Source organism: Acidithiobacillus sp. IBUN Pt1247-S3, assembly GCF_041146875.1.
GTDB lineage: Bacteria > Pseudomonadota > Gammaproteobacteria > Acidithiobacillales > Acidithiobacillaceae > Igneacidithiobacillus.
On sequence record NZ_JBFRXP010000003.1, the window covers coordinates 46,371 to 65,333 of the forward strand.

The 18,963-nt window shown below is 55.4% G+C and carries 19 protein-coding genes; all 19 read right to left on the reverse strand.

The annotated features are described in order from the left end of the window. Window positions 1–99: 99 nt before the first annotated feature. The 19 genes from uvrB to fliG all read right to left on the reverse strand — a co-directional run bounded on the left by uvrB (window position 100) and on the right by fliG (window position 18,957). On the reverse strand, window positions 100–2,118 hold the full coding sequence (uvrB, locus tag AB4090_RS03140; RefSeq protein WP_369572404.1) for an excinuclease ABC subunit UvrB: 2,019 nt from the start codon (window positions 2,116–2,118) through the stop codon (window positions 100–102). An 87-nt stretch (window positions 2,119–2,205) separates the two neighbouring features. Then, on the reverse strand, window positions 2,206–3,495 hold the full coding sequence (locus tag AB4090_RS03145; protein ID WP_369572405.1) for an HDOD domain-containing protein: 1,290 nt from the start codon (window positions 3,493–3,495) through the stop codon (window positions 2,206–2,208). Window positions 3,496–3,565: 70 nt separating this feature from the next. Beyond that, the gene (locus tag AB4090_RS03150) at window positions 3,566–4,309 is read right to left on the reverse strand and encodes a flagellar motor protein (protein WP_369572406.1); all 744 of its coding nucleotides are present in this window, start codon (window positions 4,307–4,309) and stop codon (window positions 3,566–3,568) included. Continuing rightward, the gene (gene fliA, locus AB4090_RS03155; RefSeq protein ID WP_369572407.1) at window positions 4,309–5,031 is read right to left on the reverse strand and encodes an RNA polymerase sigma factor FliA; all 723 of its coding nucleotides are present in this window, start codon (window positions 5,029–5,031) and stop codon (window positions 4,309–4,311) included. Before fliA ends, AB4090_RS03150 begins: the two co-directional genes overlap by 1 nt. Continuing rightward, window positions 5,032–5,907, reverse strand: coding sequence for a MinD/ParA family protein (locus AB4090_RS03160; protein WP_369572408.1), 876 nt, complete (start codon window positions 5,905–5,907; stop codon window positions 5,032–5,034). 16 nt (window positions 5,908–5,923) lie between these two features. After that, window positions 5,924–7,030 (reverse strand): flagellar biosynthesis protein FlhF, encoded by a 1,107-nt coding sequence (flhF, locus tag AB4090_RS03165; protein ID WP_369572409.1) that lies wholly within the window; start codon window positions 7,028–7,030, stop codon window positions 5,924–5,926. A 20-nt stretch (window positions 7,031–7,050) separates the two neighbouring features. Continuing rightward, on the reverse strand, window positions 7,051–9,102 hold the full coding sequence (gene flhA / locus AB4090_RS03170) for a flagellar biosynthesis protein FlhA (RefSeq protein ID WP_369572410.1): 2,052 nt from the start codon (window positions 9,100–9,102) through the stop codon (window positions 7,051–7,053). A gap of 3 nt (window positions 9,103–9,105) precedes the next feature. Continuing rightward, the gene (gene flhB / locus AB4090_RS03175) at window positions 9,106–10,236 is read right to left on the reverse strand and encodes a flagellar biosynthesis protein FlhB (protein ID WP_369572411.1); all 1,131 of its coding nucleotides are present in this window, start codon (window positions 10,234–10,236) and stop codon (window positions 9,106–9,108) included. Between the two features lie 3 nt (window positions 10,237–10,239). Next, window positions 10,240–11,031, reverse strand: a complete 792-nt coding sequence (gene fliR, locus AB4090_RS03180; protein ID WP_369572412.1) for a flagellar biosynthetic protein FliR — start codon at window positions 11,029–11,031, stop codon at window positions 10,240–10,242. After that, complete coding sequence (gene fliQ / locus AB4090_RS03185) at window positions 11,028–11,300, reverse strand: flagellar biosynthesis protein FliQ (protein WP_369572413.1); 273 nt, start codon at window positions 11,298–11,300, stop codon at window positions 11,028–11,030. The genes fliR and fliQ overlap by 4 nt, the downstream gene beginning before the upstream one ends. 13 nt (window positions 11,301–11,313) lie before the next feature. Continuing rightward, window positions 11,314–12,093, reverse strand: a complete 780-nt coding sequence (fliP, locus tag AB4090_RS03190; protein ID WP_369572414.1) for a flagellar type III secretion system pore protein FliP — start codon at window positions 12,091–12,093, stop codon at window positions 11,314–11,316. After that, entirely contained in the window at window positions 12,009–12,539 is a 531-nt protein-coding gene (gene fliO, locus AB4090_RS03195; protein WP_369572415.1) for a flagellar biosynthetic protein FliO, read from the reverse strand. The genes fliP and fliO overlap by 85 nt, the downstream gene beginning before the upstream one ends. Beyond that, window positions 12,536–13,015: a flagellar motor switch protein FliN gene (gene fliN, locus AB4090_RS03200; RefSeq protein ID WP_369572416.1), complete on the reverse strand. Its 480-nt coding sequence runs from the start codon at window positions 13,013–13,015 to the stop codon at window positions 12,536–12,538. Before fliN ends, fliO begins: the two co-directional genes overlap by 4 nt. Window positions 13,016–13,017: 2 nt before the next feature. Continuing rightward, a complete protein-coding gene (fliM, locus tag AB4090_RS03205) occupies window positions 13,018–14,034 on the reverse strand; it encodes a flagellar motor switch protein FliM (RefSeq protein WP_369572417.1) in 1,017 nt (338 codons plus the stop codon). Between the two features lie 10 nt (window positions 14,035–14,044). Further along, window positions 14,045–15,364, reverse strand: a complete 1,320-nt coding sequence (locus tag AB4090_RS03210; protein WP_369572418.1) for a flagellar hook-length control protein FliK — start codon at window positions 15,362–15,364, stop codon at window positions 14,045–14,047. A gap of 49 nt (window positions 15,365–15,413) precedes the next feature. Further along, complete coding sequence (gene fliJ / locus AB4090_RS03215; RefSeq protein ID WP_369572419.1) at window positions 15,414–15,860, reverse strand: flagellar export protein FliJ; 447 nt, start codon at window positions 15,858–15,860, stop codon at window positions 15,414–15,416. After that, on the reverse strand, window positions 15,857–17,239 hold the full coding sequence (gene fliI / locus AB4090_RS03220) for a flagellar protein export ATPase FliI (protein ID WP_369572420.1): 1,383 nt from the start codon (window positions 17,237–17,239) through the stop codon (window positions 15,857–15,859). Before fliI ends, fliJ begins: the two co-directional genes overlap by 4 nt. Beyond that, the gene (locus AB4090_RS03225; RefSeq protein ID WP_369572421.1) at window positions 17,236–17,979 is read right to left on the reverse strand and encodes a FliH/SctL family protein; all 744 of its coding nucleotides are present in this window, start codon (window positions 17,977–17,979) and stop codon (window positions 17,236–17,238) included. Before AB4090_RS03225 ends, fliI begins: the two co-directional genes overlap by 4 nt. After that, entirely contained in the window at window positions 17,980–18,957 is a 978-nt protein-coding gene (gene fliG, locus AB4090_RS03230; protein ID WP_369572535.1) for a flagellar motor switch protein FliG, read from the reverse strand. Window positions 18,958–18,963 lie beyond the last annotated feature (6 nt).

Genomic DNA, 18,963 nt, shown 5'->3' on the forward strand with positions numbered 1-18,963 from the left:
CATGATCCCCCCTCAATGGTGTCAATGCAAGAACAGACTCTCGCTTTTATTGTAGCCATCCGGGGTGAGAGGTGGGGGCACAAGCCTCTCACCTAAACGTCAGCCCGCCACGGTCTTCTCTGGCCCAAAAAGGCGCGCCTGTAATTGATGGATTTGGTCGCGCAGGCGCGCTGCATCTTCAAACTCCAGATTGCGGGCGTGGCGATACATCTGCTCCTCCAAACTCTTGATCTGCTTGGCGAGCTTTTGCGGATCATCGCTCTCGTATTTTGCCGCCGGCTCGGCGGCCTTGGCGCGGCCCTTGCCGCCACGGTGGTAGACGCCTTCGATGATGTCTGCGACGGGCTTGTTGATGCCCTTGGGGATAATGCCGTGCTCGGCATTGAAGGCCAACTGTTTCTCGCGCCGACGATCGGTCTCGCGCATGGCGCGCTCCATAGAGCCGGTGACCACGTCGGCATAGAGAATGGCGCGCCCATGCAGGTTGCGCGCGGCGCGGCCAATGGTCTGCACCAGGGAGCGCTCAGAGCGCAGAAAACCTTCCTTGTCAGCATCGAGAATGGCCACCAGAGCCACTTCCGGCATGTCCAGCCCCTCGCGCAACAGGTTGATGCCAATCAATACATCAAAAACGCCAGCACGTAGGTCGCGGATAATTTCCACGCGTTCGACAGTCTCGATGTCAGAGTGCAGATAACGGCACCGGATACCCAAGTCGTGCAGATAGTCGGCCAGATCTTCGGCCATACGCTTGGTGAGGGTGGTGACGAGAATACGCCAGCCACTGGCAATCACGCGATGAATTTCACTGACCAGGTCATCCACTTGGCCCTGGGCGGGGCGCACCTCTACCTCGGGATCGACCAGACCAGTTGGGCGCACTAATTGCTCGACCACGGCACTCGAGTGTTCCAGCTCATACGGCCCGGGCGTCGCCGAAATAAACACGGTCTGCGGCATGAGACGTTCGAATTCCTCAAACATCAGCGGCCGATTGTCGAGGGCCGAAGGCAGACGAAAACCATATTCGACCAAGGTCTCCTTGCGCGAACGGTCGCCACGGTACATGCCACCAACTTGCGGCACAGTAACGTGGGATTCATCAATAAACAGCAAAGATTTCGCGGGCAGGTAGTCCATCAGGGTCGGCGGTGCTTCGCCAGCGGCCCGCCCCGAGAGGTAGCGGGAGTAGTTCTCGATGCCCGAGCAATAGCCCAGCTCGGCCATCATTTCCAGATCAAAACGGGTGCGCTGCTCCAGTCGCTGTGCCTCCACCAGCTTGTTCGCCTCGCGCAATACTTCCAGGCGCTCACGCAACTCGTCCTTGACGTGTTCGATAGCGCCCAAGACAGTTTCGCGCGGGGTAACGTAATGACTCTTCGGGTAGACGGTGTAGCGGGCCAGACGGGTGATGGTCTTGCCAGTCAGAGGATCGAAAAGCGAAACGCGCTCGATCTCGTCGCCGAAGAGCTCTACCCGCACCGCTTCATCTTCGCTCTCTGCCGGCCAGATGTCGATGACGTCACCATGCACGCGAAAGGTACTGCGCTTCAGCTCCAACGGATCGCGGCTGTACTGCATGTCCGCCAAGCGACGCAGAATGGCGCGCTGCTCCATTTGATCGCCCTCACGCAAATGCAGGATCATGCGGTGATAGGCGGCGGGATCGCCCAAACCGTAGATCGCCGATACCGTAGCGACGATGATCACGTCGGGCCGCTCGAGCAGGGCTTTGGTCGCCGAGAGGCGCATCTGCTCGATGTGATCGTTGATGGAGGCGTCTTTCTCGATAAAGGTATCAGAGGACGGCACGTAGGCCTCGGGCTGATAGTAATCGTAGTAGCTGACGAAGTATTCGACGGCGTTGTGCGGGAAAAAGGAGCGCAACTCGGCGTACAGTTGCGCTGCCAAGGTCTTGTTGGGGGCCATGACAATGGCTGGCCGCTGCGTTTGCGCAATCACATTGGCCATGGTGAAGGTTTTGCCCGAACCCGTCACCCCCAAGAGAGTCTGAAAAAACTCTCCGGCCTGCAGGCCCTGCACCAGACCCGCGATCGCCTTGGGCTGATCGCCTTGGGGCGGAAACAGACTTTCTAATTCAAGGTGCCGTTTCTCCATCTCGCCCTCATTCCACTCAATGCAACAAGCTTAGCCCGAGTTCAAGATTGGCGAAAGCGCCACCCTTCTCCGTGAATGCTGTTCGCCTTATGCTAGACCAGCAAGTATTTTTTCCAATTGTCGATAGAAACGATCAAATGCGTGAAATTGCGCCTCTAAAAGCAAATCGTTTGAATGTCTAGAAGAAACGTACAGAAGCCCGGAACGTCGATCAAGTAGCGGCAGCAAACCTGCGGCACCTACCTGACCAGACTGCAATATTTTGCGCCCTTCTATCTCACAAATTTGCACTTTCTTCCAGCTCTCTCTGAGCAAATCTTCTGGCTCGATGGCATCAATTTCCCAGCTCGGTGCACCAGAAATTCGCGCGCCAGAGCTGAATTTCTCACGCCAACCATCCGTTGTGAGCAATGCAAAAACCGCATAATCCCAGTTCCCAGCCCGACATAAACCATCCAACGCCATTTCCACTACGGTCGAAATATAGCTTCCAGATTTTGGCAACGCATGCATATCTGCAAGACATTGCATCTGCAACGCCATGTCACAGCCTACTCGCTTTTTTCTTCCAGAATTACAAGGCAACCAGTCATGCGGCAATAAAGCCAGAGAGCGTTCGCGATTCTCGCGCAGCCCACGAAGTAAGTCTCGCGAATTTTGTTGAAACAATGGCTGCAGCCTCAGCAATTCTCTTTCTAGCCCAGAGGAATCCTCTTGACGCATCATGGTGATTAGCGATCTGGCCTGGCGAAGCACATGAATACCTGACAACGTGGGTAATTTTTGAAGTGTTCCCAGCCCCCAATGATCGAGGAGTGCCTCATCCAATTGACCGAGGGTAAAACCGAGAATTTCCTGCTCTGCCTGCTTTTCCTCCAAACCATCGAGTAGCGCCTGGTTCAGCCGATCAGCATACTCCCCACCTGCACACCAGAATGCAATACGCCCAATCTGGCTGAGCAAGCCAGACAGAAAATAGGGTTCTGGGTTCGCGCGAAATTTGTCGGCCAAAAAACGGGCTTGCCCAGCCAACTCGAGACTAGTACGAAGCAATTCAAGCACGCGCTCTCGATAGACCGCAGCGACCGTGCTCTCCAATACCACTGCGGAGAAACAAAGGGTACGCACCTGTGCCAAGCCTAAAATCATCAACACTCGCGACAAACTATTGAGTGATGCTCGCCCGCCACTGTACACAACGGAATTCGCCATTCGCAAGACGAGAGCGGTAAGCACTGGATCGCGGCTAACGATATGTCCTATTTCCTCTAAACTGCTACTTTCATCACTGGTAACCGCCAGAATCTGAGCAATATTTGCACCCAACAGAGGCAACTCTTCGTTCGCCAGTTTTCGCGCCATTTCTTTTACATTCATTATTTATTCTCGCCAAATATTCTATAAAATAAGGACACGATGGATGGGACAATATATTTACAAAACTTTCTTAGTGCACATAAAAACTTTGCAATCTTGCCTCAATGATTTTTGGGTTTTCCCCCTCAGCTACGGCAACGAGCCCTTCAATCGTCATCTCACGCAAATAACTGCGTTCATGCACCACCCCTTTGATTTTGTTGGACACCGGCAAAAAGAAAATATTGGCAGCACCAACACCATAGATGGTAGCAACAAATGCAGTAGCAATCCCTGCCCCAAGCTTTGCCGGGTCGGCAAGATTTTCCATAACGTGAATGAGCCCAAGTACTGCCCCCAAAATTCCGATCGTTGGCGAATACCCTCCCGCAGATTCAAAAACCTTTGCAGCTTGCCGTTCGATTGCTTCGCGCGCCTCTAATTCGACCAGCAATGTGTCGCGGATTTTCTGGGGTTCGGTGCCATCCACCAACATCTGCAGCCCTTTCCGAAGAAAAGGATCGGCCACGGTATCCAAGCTACTCTCTAGGGCGAGCAAACCGTTCTTTCGTGCCGTGTGACTCCAACTGACCAATTGCTCAATCAAAGGCTGAGGATCTATCGCTGGTGCTTTTACCACCCAAGGCAACATTTTTAGCGAACGAACAAACACTGGCAGCTTGTATTGGATCATTACTGCGCCGGTAGTGCCACCAATCACGATGCAAAACGCCGTCAATTGAATGATGGAGGCGATATTCCCACCATCAAGGAACTGCCCAAACAAGATTCCACCGATGGCAACCACCAGACCGATGATGGTTAGGATATCCACTACGCCTCCTCACGCCAGTCAATGAGAGACGAACGCAAGCGCAATACTGCCTGGCGTAGGATCTGCGAAACTCGCGACTCGGTCAGGTCGAGGACCTTGCCAATTTCACGTAAGGTCAGGTCTTCCTGATAGTACAGCGCCATGACCAGCTGTTCCCGCTCGGGTAGCTGCGCAATGGCCTGTACCAGGTCGCGTTGAAAATATTGTGCACTCAAGAGGCCGGGGAGATCTTCGCCGGTATCACGCAAATGCTGCGCCACGAAGCTTTCATTTTCATTGGACAAATCTTCTAAGTAAAGTAATTGCCCGCCGCCCTCGCGCAGAGCTTCCTGATATTCACTCAAGGTCCAACCAAGGTCTTGCGCCAGCTCTTCCTCGGTGGCTGCCCGACCGAGTTGCTGTTCCAAGCGCGCCATCACTTTGGCAATCTTTTGTTCCCGCTGCCGAGCACGGCGTGGCAACCAATCCTGCTCCCGTAATTCATCCAACATCGCACCGCGAATGCGAATTGCGGCATAACTTTGGAACGCCGTCTCGTTGATGCTATTTTCTCTTTGTTCAAGTGCATCCAACAAACCCATCAGACCCGCCTGGACGAGGTCGTTCAGATCGACACTCGGAGGTAATCTTGCCCGCAGTCGTTGCGCAATCCGCTGCACGAGCGGCAAATATTCCGCTACCTGCGCACTACGTGTTGCACTGTCGACTATGCGGCCTGCCATTCACTCATGTCCGAGTTGGCCTTCTTCGATCATCAGGCGCGAGGAAAAAAGATTTGACGCCCCTGCCCGAAAATTGGGACTAGGCCAGGTCAGGATCGTGTCTGCAAGAGCGCGAAAGGCCTTGGCTGCGGCGCTATCGGGAAAACGTTGTAAGAGTGGCTGTTGCGTACGCACCGCACTGCGCAAATAGTGATCCATTGGGATAGTCCCCGCATGACGGAGATTAATCTCAAGGTATTGCCGCGCTACAGCCGCAAGGCGAGAAAAAAGCTTGTCTCCCTCAGTGGTATCACGGACCATGTTCGGAACAACCCAAAAATTTTGCAAACCGTAATCGCGACGCATGACCTTCATGAAGGCGTAGGCGTCCGTTATGGATGCCGGTTCATTGGTCACGACAACCAGCACATGGTCAGCGGCCCGAGAAAAACGCAATACGTCTTGCCCGATCCCGGCAGCGAGATCAAGAATTAGGTAATCATAGCTCCGCTCAAGCCCAGCAAGGACATCGAGCAGGCCAGATTGCTGGCGGGCGTCAAGATTCGCCATATCTGCAATGCCACTGGCGGCGGGCAGCACTTCTATCCCCTTGGGGCCAGGCAGAATGATCTCCGCCAGGGTTTTCTCGCCAGCCAAGACATGGGCGAGGTGATACCGCGGACTCAGCCCGAGTAGCACATCCACATTCCCGAGTCCCAAATCTGCGTCGAACAGAATTGTGCGTTTCTTGCGTGCAGCAAAAGCCAGCGCTAGATTTACCGCAAGGTTGGTTTTACCGACCCCGCCCTTGCCACTGGCAATGGCTAAGACCCTTGCCGCCCCCTCCTGCATGCGCCGCAATCCGTCCGCCTGATCTCCATACTCTTGCATCGCCATGTGTGGCTCCATCAACTCATGCTTCATGATAACGACTGTCTGCGACTGCGGCGAGGGCCGGGGTGTGCAAGCCCATAGCGTCCAGCAAGCACTTCCAGTCAAGCGCATGGATATCTTCAGGCACCTTTTGTCCATCACTTAGATAGGCGAGAGGCAGCTTTTTTGCCGCCAACCACTCCAGGACTGCGCCACAGGCCGGTGCCTCGTCGACTTTGCTGAGAATGGCCGCCGTTAGGGAGAACTTGGCATAAGGCTGCAGTACCTGATCCAAACTCTGTTCGGCCAAACTTGCCGGAAGCAATAAAAAGCGCCGCAGGCTTTCACCTAGCGCATCGAGCCATTGCAGTTGCTCGTTGAGACGCTCGTCACGCGGACTCAACCCCATAGTGTCAATAAAAATCCAGCGTCTCTGCTGATGTTTCTGCAAAGCAGACAATAAGTCCTGCGGACCACGCAACACCTCCACGGGCACGCCAAGAATTTTTGCATAGATGTTGAGCTGCTCCACTCCGGCTATTCGATAGGTATCACTAGTGAAGAGGGCGACACTTTCCGGGCCATAACGCAGCACTTGCTGCGCCGCGAGCTTTGCGACACTCGTCGTCTTACCCGCACCGGTCGGACCGAGAACCGCGATAATTCCTGTGTCACCCAACGGGTCAGCAAGCGATCCAATCTGTGCTTCCAGAACCCGCGCCATGCCATCTCGCGCACCAAATTCTAGTGTCGCTGATTCCAACTGTGGGAGGAGAGTGGAATGAAATCCAAGATTCTTTATGCCCTGTTGATCTAGACGCGGCTCTTCCTCACTGTTGGCCCCTTGTTGGCGGCCCCAGCGCTTTTCCACAAGAGCACGCAGTGCTTGCAATTCTTGCCGTATCGGCTCTGCTTTCATCTCTGCTTCCCCCTTACCACCCGCAGGTTCCTCGTTTTTTTCTAGGACCTGCGGCCAGGCCAATGAGGACGCTGTCAACTCTGCCTCATCAAAATCGATGGCGGCGACAATTTCCACCCCTTCGGCAAGATTACGATTGGAGAGGATTACTGCGTCGGGCCCCAAGGTCTGGCGAATCTGCCCCAGGACCTCGCGCGTGTTGCTTCCTTGAAATCTACGCATTTTCATCGTTTATCCTCGCAAAGCATTCATGCGCCTAAGGTGCCGACCACCCGAATGCGCTTGTTGTCGGGAATCTCGCCATAGGAGAGCACGCGCAGACGTGGCGCAGAGCGGGCGAGGAAACGCGCCAAGAAACTGCGCAAGGGCCCCATTGCCAAAAGCACCGGTTGCATTCCACCCGCTTCCATCTGCTGCATTAAGGTCCCCGCTTTTTCCAAAACCTTTTGGGCCAAACCAGGTTCGATCTGTTCTCCCTGGCCATTCCGCAGGCTGTCTTGCAATAACTGTTCCAGCGTTGCATCCAGCACCGCAACCGGCAATTCGTTCTGTCCAGCAAAGAGATCCTGCACGATATACGGCCCCAGGGCTTGGCGCACGGCAGCGGTCAGAGCGTCGATATCCTGACTCTCTGCGGCATGTTCCGCCAAGGTTTCGACAATCGTGCGCAAATCCCGGATAGGCACCGACTCACGCAACAAGCTCTGCAAAATCTTTTTGAACCTGTCGGCAGAGAGGAGCTTGGGGATGACGTCTTCGACAAGTTTTGGCGAGCGCACCGCGAGATGGGAAAGCAGCCCCTCAACCTCCTCCCGCCCCAGGAGTTCTGCCGCGCGCTGCTGCAGAACCTGATGTAATTGGGTAGCGACAACGGTTGCCGGGTCGACGACGGTGTAGCCCAAAGCGACCGCCTTGTCGCGATTTTCAGCATCGATCCACACCGCCGGCAGCCCAAAACTAGGGTCTTGGGTAGGAGTGCCATCAAGCTTGCCAAGCACATTGCCCGGGTCGATGGCGAGGAGGAGATCAGGTAAGACTTCGCCGCTCGCCACTTCTACCCCTTTGATGGTAATGCGATATAAAGTTGGGCGTAACTCGAGATTGTCACGCACATGCACGGCGGGTACGAGAAACCCGAAGTCCTGCGCGTATTTTTTTCGCACCCCGCGGATACGCGCCAACAACTCACCACCACTGCCTTTGTCTACCAGCGGAATGAGTCGATAACCCAACTCCAGGCCAAGAGGGTCGACGGGCTCTACACTATCCCAGTTGACCTCTTCCGACTCTGTGGCTGGAGCTGGAGTTGCCTCCGCTTCTTGCGGACGTTGACGCCGTCGCCACCAAGCATAGCCGCCCAAGACCAGTGCTGCACCCAGGAACGGGAAGTGTGGCATACCAGGAATAAGCCCAAGTAAACCAAGGATGATTGCGACGACAATCAGCGCCTCATCATTGCGTAGCAATTCACCCAACAACTGGCTGCCCAAGTCAGTGCCAGTATTCACCGTGCTGACAACGATGCCAGCGGCAATGGATATCACCAGTGCCGGAATCTGCGCCACAAGGGCATCGCCAATACTAAGCAAGGTATAGTCATGGGCGGCGGTGCCCAGCGCAAGTCCGTGCTGCCAGACACCGATGATCAAGCCGCCAATCAGGTTAATGAAGAGAATAAGAATAGCAGCGATGGCGTCACCACGCACAAACTTGCTGGCACCATCCATGGCGCCGAAGAAATCTGCCTCCTGGGCGATCTCCTGGCGCCGCTTTTGTGCCTCCTGCTGGTCGATCAGACCGGCATTGAGGTCAGCATCGATGGCCATCTGTTTACCGGGCATGGCGTCCAAGGTAAAACGCGCGCTCACCTCGGCTATGCGCCCGGCACCCTTGGTAATCACTACAAAATTGATGATAACCAGAATGGCGAAAACGATAATGCCAACGGCGTAATCGCCGCCCACCACAAATTCACCGAAGGATTCGATCACCACACCTGCGGACCCGGGACCGTTCTGACCATGCAAGAGGATAATACGTGCGGCGGCGACGTTTAGGGACAGGCGCAGCAATGTAGTCAACAACAAGGCGGTGGGAAAGGCAGAAAACTCCAGTGGCCTAGTCATGTACAAGCTGACCAGCAGAATGATCAAACCGAGACTGATGTTGAAGGTAAAAAAGATGTCGAGGAGAAAGGTCGGCAATGGGATGATCAACATCGCCAGGATCATGATGACCAGAATTGGCGCCGCCAGGGTGTGCCAATTGATGCGTTGCAACAAGCGCAAGATGCCATCCATCGCTTATTTTCCTCCCTGATCGAGTTCGGCCGGGACCGACCATTCCTGCGGCAACACAGGCATCTGCCCGGGACGGGCTACCCGTAGCTGATATAGATAGGCCAAAAGTTCAGCAACAGCGCGGTATAGCATGGCCGGGATCTGCTGTTCCAGCTCAACATGGTGATACAGGGCGCGCGCCAATGGCGGCGCTTCGACCAGGGGAATGCCGTGTTCTTGCGCCAGCTCGCGGATCTTTGCCGCCACCATATCGGCGCCCTTGGCCAGCAGGACTGGCGCGACATCTTTGCCTTCCTCGTAACGCAGGGCAACCGCATAGTGGGTCGGGTTGGTGACGACGACACTGGCCTTGGGCACCGCCGCCATCATGCGGCGCCGTGCCATCTCGCGTTGCAGGCTGCGAATTATGCGCTTGACCTCGGGGTTACCCTCCTGCTCTTTCATCTCGTCCTTGACTTCCTGTTCCGTCATTTTCAGCTTTTCGTTGTAGGACCAGAGCTGAAATGGCACGTCAAAGGCGACAATCAGCAGGGTGCTCCCCGCCATGAACAGAAAGAGCAAACCAAGCATGGCAAACAAGTGATGAATCGCCGTCACCGGATTTTCGTCGATCAGCCCCAGGAGAGCGCGGCGCTGGGCGTAGACCAGCGTCGTGCCAATGCCACCAATCACCAGCGCCTTGAGCATCACCTTGACAAGCTCCAATAGGGCATGGCGCGAGACCATGCGTTGCAAACCGGTCAGCGGATTGAGATGAGAAAAGTCAGGCACCAAGGCCTTGCCGCTAAAGTTCCAACCGCCTAGTGCCATCCCGGAAAAGAGCACGACCAGCACCAAAATCAGCAGGAATGGTAGCAGCCATTCCAGGGCATACCCTGTCATTCGTAACAGATGTTGCAGCATGTCTTGCTGGTGCAGCATCACCGCCGAAGACAAGTGCAAGCCGTCGTAGAGAAAATTCTGACTTCCGCCATCGAGACGCGTGCCAAAGAGATAAAAAACGCCGCCTGCAGCAAGTAAAATGGCGCTGGTGGAAAGCTCACGCGAACGCGGCACTTGGCCTTTGCGCCTTACCTCCTCAATGCGTTTGCCAGTCGGCTGTTGATTGCGCTCTTGCCCGCTATCTTCAGCCATCTGTCAGCCTCGCGCTGCCTGCAGCAAGACCTGATGACTGAGCTGCAGGGATAGGTTCAGCAAGTGTTGCACGAGCATCTGCATGGCCGGCATGAGCAACGCCAGCGCGATGAGTCCAACCGCAATCAATAACGGAAAGCCAATCACAAAAAGATTGAGCTGCGGCGCCAGCTTACTCAAGACCCCGAGGGCAATATTGATCAACAACAAGGCGCCGAGAACGGGAGCGGCAATAGCGAGCCCCAAGGAAAAGACCATGCCCCCTGCCGCCACCAGGCTGTGCCAAGCATCGGCATGCAACAACAACTGATTCGTCACAGGTAAAATGGTAAAGCTGCGATCGAGAACCACTAACGTAAGCAACTGCCCATTCAGCGCCATAAAGAGCAGTAACACAATCAGATTCAAAAAATTGGAAAGTGTCGGAATTTCTACGCCTGTCTGCGGATCAAAAAAAGTGCTGAAACCCAACCCCATCTGTAAACTGATTACCGACCCGGCAAATTGCACGGCACTAAAAATCAGCGTCACTGCAAAACCAATACTGACACCAATAATGATCTGTTCCAGCAATAACAAAAGGCCGCCACCACTGAGAAAGTCCACCGGCGGCATGGCCGGCAGGGCTGGCGCCAAGGCCACGCTGAGCAATACTGCCAGACCAACCCGCACCTGTATCGGGATTTGCATGGCGCTAAAAACTGGTGCTGTGCTCAGAAAGGCCAAAATACGGACAAAGGGCCAGAAGAAGGCGCCAACCCAGTGTTCAATCTGCAAACTGCTGACGGAAATCATTGGCTAATCAATTGCGGGATCTGCTGAAAAAGATGAGTGGTGTAGCTCATCATCAATTGCAGCATCCACGGCCCAGCTATTACTCCCACGAGCGCGAGCACGAGCACCTTGGGTACAAAACTCAGGGTCATTTCATTGATTTGGGTGGCCGCCTGAAAAATGCTTACCAGTACGCCAACCGCCAGGGCCACACCCAGAAGTGGAAGAGAAAGCCAGAGAGCTGTCCAAATCGCATGTTCGGCTACGGTAATGACACTGCCCGGACTCATTCTCGCATTCTCCTTAGTGCACGAAGCTCTGTACCAGGGAACCAATCACCAGATCCCAACCATTGACCAAAACAAAGAGCATTAACTTGAAAGGGAACGACACCGTCACTGGCGACAACATCATCATTCCCAAGGACATCAACACTGCCGCCACCACCAAATCGATGATCACGAAGGGAATGAAAATCAAAAACCCTATCTGAAACCCGGTTTTCAATTCCGAGGTTATAAAGGCGGGGATCAGCAGATTCATTGGCGTATCGTCAGGCGCGCGTAGCTGCTTGTGTCCCGATAATTTCACGAATAGTGCCAAGTCATCCGGGCGGGTTTGCGAAAGCATGAACGAACGCAATGGCCCTTCCGAACGATCCATGGCCTGGCTCAGAGTGATTTGATTGTTGCTGAGGGGTTGTAGGGCCTCAGTATTGAGCTTTTGAAAGACCGGTGCCATCACAAAAAAGGTCAGAAATAGCGCCAGCCCCACCATCACTTGTGATGGTGGCATTTGCGTAGAACCCAAGGCCTGTTTGAGTAGGGAGAGAACAATGATGATGCGGGTAAAGGCCGTCATCATCAGCAGCATGGCGGGCAAAAATACTAACACCGACATGAACAGCAGTGTTTGAATACTCAGGCTGTAATCGGTACCGCCGCCGGGGGCGGGACTCGCCGTGACCCCCGGCAGACCCGCCGCAAAACTGGGGCTGGCTAGGAGGAGGATTCCTCCGAGGAGGAAACCGGTGCGGAGGATGACGGCTCTTCCGTTTGCGCTACTTGTTGATGATTCTGCCATTGCCCTTGCTTACGCCTCTCCATTGCCTGCCGCAGCCAACCGGAAAAGGCTGGACTGCCGAAATCCATGGGCAGCGGTTCTGTCAGGGTATGCAAGAGGGTAATCCCCGCTGGCGTCGCCCCAAGCAATAACTGCTGCTTGCCGACCTCCACTAGCAAGAGGCGTTCCCGCGTGCCCAGGGGGAGAGATGCCAACACCCGCATGGGGCTACCCGAAACCCCTACAGCACCGGCTTGCATGCGTTTGAAGAGCCAAATCAAGGCAAAAAATACCAATAATACGAGGATCAGCGCCGCGATCAGGCGTAGTATCGCCCAAGGTGAGAATACCGCCGGGACAGTCTGCGCCGCGAATGCGGGAAGCGGTACGAACAACAGCAGAAGAGACAAATGACGGAGTCTTGACAGTTGCAGCGACGACTCCTTGACGGGCAATAGATTCTTCACCGCAGCTTCTTCGCGCGTTCCGCCGGACTAATGATATCCGTCAGGCGGATACCAAATTTATCGTTGACCAAGACCACCTCCCCTTGGGCGATCAGGTAGCCATTCACCAGAACATCCATGGGTTCACCTGCAAGACGCTCCAGCTCCACCACCGATCCTTGCGCCAACTGCAGGAGATTGCGGATCTGGATCTTGGTACGCCCCAACTCTACCGAGAGGGTGACGGGGATATCAAGGATCATATCGAGGTTGCCGACTTTTTCCGAATTACCACTATCCTGCAGTGGTGGCATCGTAATAGGCCGCGCGGCGAGGGGTTCTTCCGTCGTCGCATTCGCAGTCTTTGCCGTTTGCGCGGCAACTGCTTGCTCTAGCGGGGAAGCTGGTGCTGTCCCTTGCTCCGCCAGGGCCGCCGCCCAATCTGCCATTACGTCGTCAGCGGCGCCCTGGCCTGCAGTAACCTTATCGTCGGCCATCTTTATTTCTCCCACGCCGCCATGGCGTTCAATCCTTCTTCTGTTTCCGGTGCCAAGCCGTGATCAAACTGTATCGCGTATTTTTCGCCATGTGCACCGTAACCACCAGAAAAAACTGGAATCCCTTCCACGCGTGCGAGCAATTGCTCAGGCATATCGATGGGAATTACGTCTCCATCACGTAACTGTAGGACTTGCCCAAGCGTTAACTGCTTGCGCACAAATTCAATCTGTAGATCCAGCTCCGCCTCCTGCATCTCGCTGTTTAGCGACTGGATCCAGCGCTTATCTACCTCCGAACGATCTGCCATAGTACCTGCAGTGAGCTGATCACGAACGGGTTCTACCATACCGTACGGCAAACAAATCTGTAGGGACCCAGATCCTGATTCCAGTTCCACCAAGAACTCTGTGGTAATCACCACTTCTGTCGGTGTAGCAATATTCACGAATTGCGGGTTTACCTCTGCACGCTGCGACTCTGGAGCTAAATCAATCACCGGTTTCCATGCAGCCTTAAAGTCTTGCATCGCCATCCCCAGCAATTTGTTGATGATTCTTGACTCCAATGGGGTAAAGTCTCTTCCTTCGATGCGTGCATGAAAGCGCCCATCACCGCCAAAATAATTATCGATCACAGCAAATATCAAGCGCGGGTCAAACACAAAAAGGCAGCTGCCACGCAGCGGTTTTAATAAAACAATATTGATATTACTGGGCACCACCAGACCACGGATAAATTCGCTATATTTGACCAGCTTCACTGCACCAATGGAGATTTCCGCACTGCGACGCAGAAAGTTGAATAAACTTACTCGCCACAAACGGGCAAATCGCTCATTCATTACCTCAAGGGTCGGCATACGTCCGCGCACGATACGATCCTGATTTGCCAGGTCATATAGGCGTACCCCACCTTCCTCTACCTCCGTATCTTCGGGAGAAAGATCCACCTCCCCTTCGTTCATCCCCTGAAAGAGTGCGTCGACTTCATCCTGACTCAATATTTGCTGACTCATAAGCGCATCCCTACACAAAAGTACTCAGCAAACCTTGATGCATTGCCACTGCAGTCGGCCCGGAAAGTAACGGAGCAACCCCATCCACCAGCTTTTCATCAGGTTCCCCTGCCGCGCGTTCATCCCGCCGCTCACCGGCCGACCCAGACCAACCAGAACCCACACTCGCCTGACCGAGATTCAAACCCATGGCCGCAAAATTTTGCTGCAATTGCGGTACCGCCGCAGTGATTGCCGCGCGAACTTCCGCATGGGCAGACAAGAACATTGCCGAGGCTTGGCCGTTTTGCCCCAACTCCAACTGCACCACCAAAGGACCGAGATGCTCGGGGTGGATGTGGATGATCGCCTGCTGTACACCGCCTTGGCTCATCCATTGCACACTTTGCCCAAGCGCCTGCCCCCACGCGGGCTGCTCTTGCAGCGACGGTGCAAGTTGTAGTTGCGCCGGACTCGCGATATTGCCCGAAACTTGCGGCATCTGCAGGATTCCCACGAGATTAGTTGCATTAGGCAAAGTGCTGCTGTTGGGGGCAAGCGATTTCGGCTTATCAATGACGCCTAGCCCGTTTGGGGAGTTAGTCGTCATAGCTGCCGCTAGTAGTGGCCGAAATGAGCTGATAGTGGCGGGGCTGTTTGTTTGCATCGTCTCAATGGAACCCTGATCGACGCGGGAACCGCGATTTCTAAGCGCGTCGCGCAGCAATCCCCCTGTTAGTGACGATTTTTCGCCGTCTGCTGGAGATCCTTTCTGCGCTTCAGGAGCAGTTTCTGGAGTGCTCATACCCCAAGCGAAAACCGGTAAAACTGCACTGGCACCGGCCCCTGCATCCGTAGTGTCCTTGCCATCTTTTACACTGCGTTTAGTTGCTGCTGCCGAAACCGCCTGATCTGCGCTTTTTTGTACCGACCCAACTCCCCATGCAGGGACGCCAACTAGTAACCCTGCTTGCTGCCCCTGCGCGCCGGTCAAAGGAGAGTCTTTACCCACTTCGCGCGCATTTGCAGCGAGCGCGCTTGGATCTTTGCGGGCCTCTGATGGGCTTGCTGACTTGTTCTGTGGCGCAGCAGTGCTAGCCTCCGGAGTTTTCTCCTGCACCTGCTTTACATCGCCGCGCACGTGCGGCTGATTCGCTGTGCCAGTCTTCCCAGCACTCGCGGACACTTGTTCATTGCCTGAGCTCTCCCCCATGGCAGTGCTTTTCTCAGAGTGCTGCGACAAAACCTGGGCAAAGCCAGAATCGGCATTACTTGGACTCGCATCCGATTTGGCGCTTGCCGACACGGCATGCTCTGGGGCTGCCAGACCATTTACAGGAAGCATACTCATACGCCAGTCTCCGCTATCAATGCCTGATACTCAGCAAGAATCGATCCAACTAGAAACTCGTGCGCATCTGCACCGCGCGCGATGCCCAAGCATCCATCTCTTTTTGCATCTTTTTCAATTCTGCCAGCTGCTTTTCGCTGTCCAGACGTTGCAACAAACGCGTAAAACCCTGTTCCCTTGCCTTTGCGTTGCGCCATTGCTCTTGCAAGATCTGCAGGCGCTGCTCTTGTTCTCGTATCAATTGACCTTGTTGCTGCAGCACTGCCGCCAACTGCTGCAGGAAGCCACGCCAACGTAATACATCAGCACCGGCAATTCCCGAGCTTTCCCGTGCGGCAGACTCTTGCCGATATTGGCGCAGGTACTCCTGAAGCAAGGCATATTTTTCCTGCAGCTGAGCGAGAAGCTGCTGTTGTGCAAGTAGAGAACGGCGCAAATCCTGTTCGCGCATGCCCGCCATATCTTGCAGATAACGTACCGTTTGCTCGCGACTCATGCCTCAGACCCTATTGCAGACGTTGCCAGACCATCGTTGATCAGGGCAGTCAGTTCTTGCCGGGCTTGCGGCAGCGACACCGACTCGTGTTGACTCTGACAAAGAAATTTTTCTATCTGGGGATACAGTTGTACGGCTTGGTCCAACACTGGGTCCATCCCCGGAGCATAGGCACCTACCGCAATGAGATCCCGTTGCTCGCGATAGCGACCATAGAGGCGCTTCAAGCGCTGCATCGCCTGAACTTGCTGCGTCGGGCTGATGTTTGGCATCACGCGACTGATGGAAGATTCGAGATCGATGGCAGGGTAGTGTCCCTGCTCTGCCAGCGCGCGCGACAAAACGATGTGTCCATCGAGGACCGCACGGGCATTGTCGGCGATGGGGTCTTGTTGATCATCGCCCTCCATCAAAACCGTATAGAACGCAGTGATGCTACCCCCCCCTACATCGCCATTCCCCGCGCGCTCCACTAAGGCCGGCAAACGAGCGAATACTGACGGTGGATATCCACGGACCGCTGGTGGCTCACCCACCGCCAAAGCAATCTCGCGTTGCGCCATGGCATAGCGCGTCAGCGAATCCATCAATAACAGCACATGCTGCCCACGATCACGGTAATATTCGGCAATGGCCGTGCTCAGATGCGCGCCGCGGATGCGGGTTAGGGCGGGAGCATCTGCGGGAGCCGCGACGACTACGGAGCGGCGGCGACCTTCCTCACCCAGAATGTCTTCGATGAATTCTTTAACCTCGCGCCCACGTTCGCCAATCAGCCCAACGACAATGACGTCGGCCTCAGTATTACGCGCCATCATCCCCAAGAGCACGCTTTTGCCCACACCACTACCGGCAAAAAGACCCATGCGTGCGCCACGGCCAACCGTAAACAGGGCATTGATCGCGCGCACTCCCACATCCAGGGTCTGCCGGATAGGCGTTCGGTTCAGGGGATTGATCGCTTTCCCCGTCAGCGAGACCGGCTCAGCGTCGGTAATCGGTCCGAGTCCATCAAGAGGTAGCCCTTGTCCGTCGACTACCCGCCCGAGCATGGCAAGACTGGCGACGCCTTGCGCCTCTCCGGCCAAGGGCTGGACGCGCGCACCGGGTGCAACTCCGTGCAAATCGCCCGCTGCCATCAGTTGCAGGCGCTCATCCTGAAAACCAACAACCTCCGCATCTACCGAACGACCATTGGCCGCACGCACCTGGCAGCGCGTACCGATACCAGCCTCGAGTCCCTCGGCTTCCAAAACCAAGCCGACGATACGCAGTAGGCGACCACTGGGCAGCAGTGGCGCGAAGCTGTCTGGCAAACGTTTGCGCACCTGGCGAAGATGTGTCTCCCAGCGATCCTGCGCTAACGATTCCAAACTCAAGCCTCGATCCCGGCAAACAGGGTTTCCAATACTTGGCGCCAGCGCGTCGCCAGACGCAGGTCAAGCTCGGTCGCGGCGCCCGCGGAACGTTCCCGCCAGCGACGGTCAGGACGCAAGGAGTCGTGATCCAGACCGGCCTGCAATACCAGCGAGCCCTGCTCCAGCGTTTCATCTGGCGCGAAAACAACGCCCATGTTGCCAAGCTCGGGAAGCTGCTCTTCGATGAGCTCACAGTCCTTCGGATGCAAGCGTAAGATCGGCGCTTCGCTACCGATCGGCACCACCGCCAGCGCCTGGCGTACAAGCGGTAGAATGAGTTCTGGACGCGTCTGCACCTCCTGCCGAATCACCTGTTTTGCAAGTTCCAAAGCCAAAGCGAGCAAGGCCTGCTCCACCCCATCGCTCAACTGCTGTATCGGCGCGGCCAGTTGTGCAGCAAGACGCTGGAAGCCTTGGATATCAACCCTGGCCGCTTGCAAGCCCTCTTCGCGTCCTGCGACATAGCCTTCCTCCCGCCCACGCTGCCGGCCCTCTTCTTCAGCGTGGGCGACCATCTGTTGCAGTGCTTCGGCCGTCGGCAGACGCACGTCCTGTACTGCGATCTCCTCGCCGGGCTCTACTATCGACGGGCTTTCTTCTGCTACCAGATCGAATGGAGTATCGGTACAGCGTACTTGCGGCATGCGCCAAGCCCGCAAATTGGCAATGTCCTCGCGTTGGATGATTTCGGCGTCGGGCATTTACACGAGCTCCTCACCGCCGCCGCTCAAGTTGATTTGACCAGCCGCATCAAGACGCTGAGCGACCTGCAGTATCGATTTTTGCGCCGCCTCTACCTCGCTCAAGCGCACCGGGCCCTTGGCATCCAAGTCGTCCCGCAACATTTCGGCAGCGCGTTTGGACATGTTGGAAAAGAATTTTTCGCGCAACGGCGCCGGTGCACCCTTCAGGGCAACGACCAATCCATCCGATGGCACCTCACGCAAGAGGGTCTGTAGGCTCCGATCGTCGAGTTTCGCCAGATCATCAAAAACAAACATCTTTTCTTGCACCTTCTCCGCCAACTCGGGTTCGGATTCTCGAATCTGGTCAAGGATACTGCCGGAGCGGCTGGTTTCCAGGCGGTTGAGAATCTCCGCCGCCGCCTTGGGCCCGCCCAGAATGGCCACCTGGAGGGACTGGGAATCCCCAGTGATTTGTTCTTCTAAGATCTCATTGAGCTCGCGAATGGCGCCCGGCTGCACGGTTTCCAAACTGGCAAGGCGCATCATCGCTTCGCCAATCGTCCGCTCAGGTAAAAAATGGATTACTTCGCTAGCTTGCTCGGGTTCCATGTAGGCCAATATCATGGCGAGCACTTGGGGATGCTCTAGCTTGATCAAATCTGCCACAGATCGGGCATCCATCCATTTCAGATTTTCCAGTCCGTTGGCTTCACCGCCATGCAGGATGCGGTCTATGATCGAACCCGCTTTGTCACCCAAGGCCTTGGTGAGCATGCCGCGAATGTATTGGTCGCTCCCGACCCCCAGTGAGGTCTGATGCTCAAGGCGTGCACGAAAATCAGAGAGTACGGTGCGCGCCTGATTGGTGCTGACCTGCGCCATCTTTGCCATAGTTGCGCCAAGCTTTTGCACTTCCCGCGGACCCAAATGACGCATCACCTCGGCGGCTTCATCCTCACCCAGACTGAGGAGGAGAATCGCGCTGCGCTCCATACCATT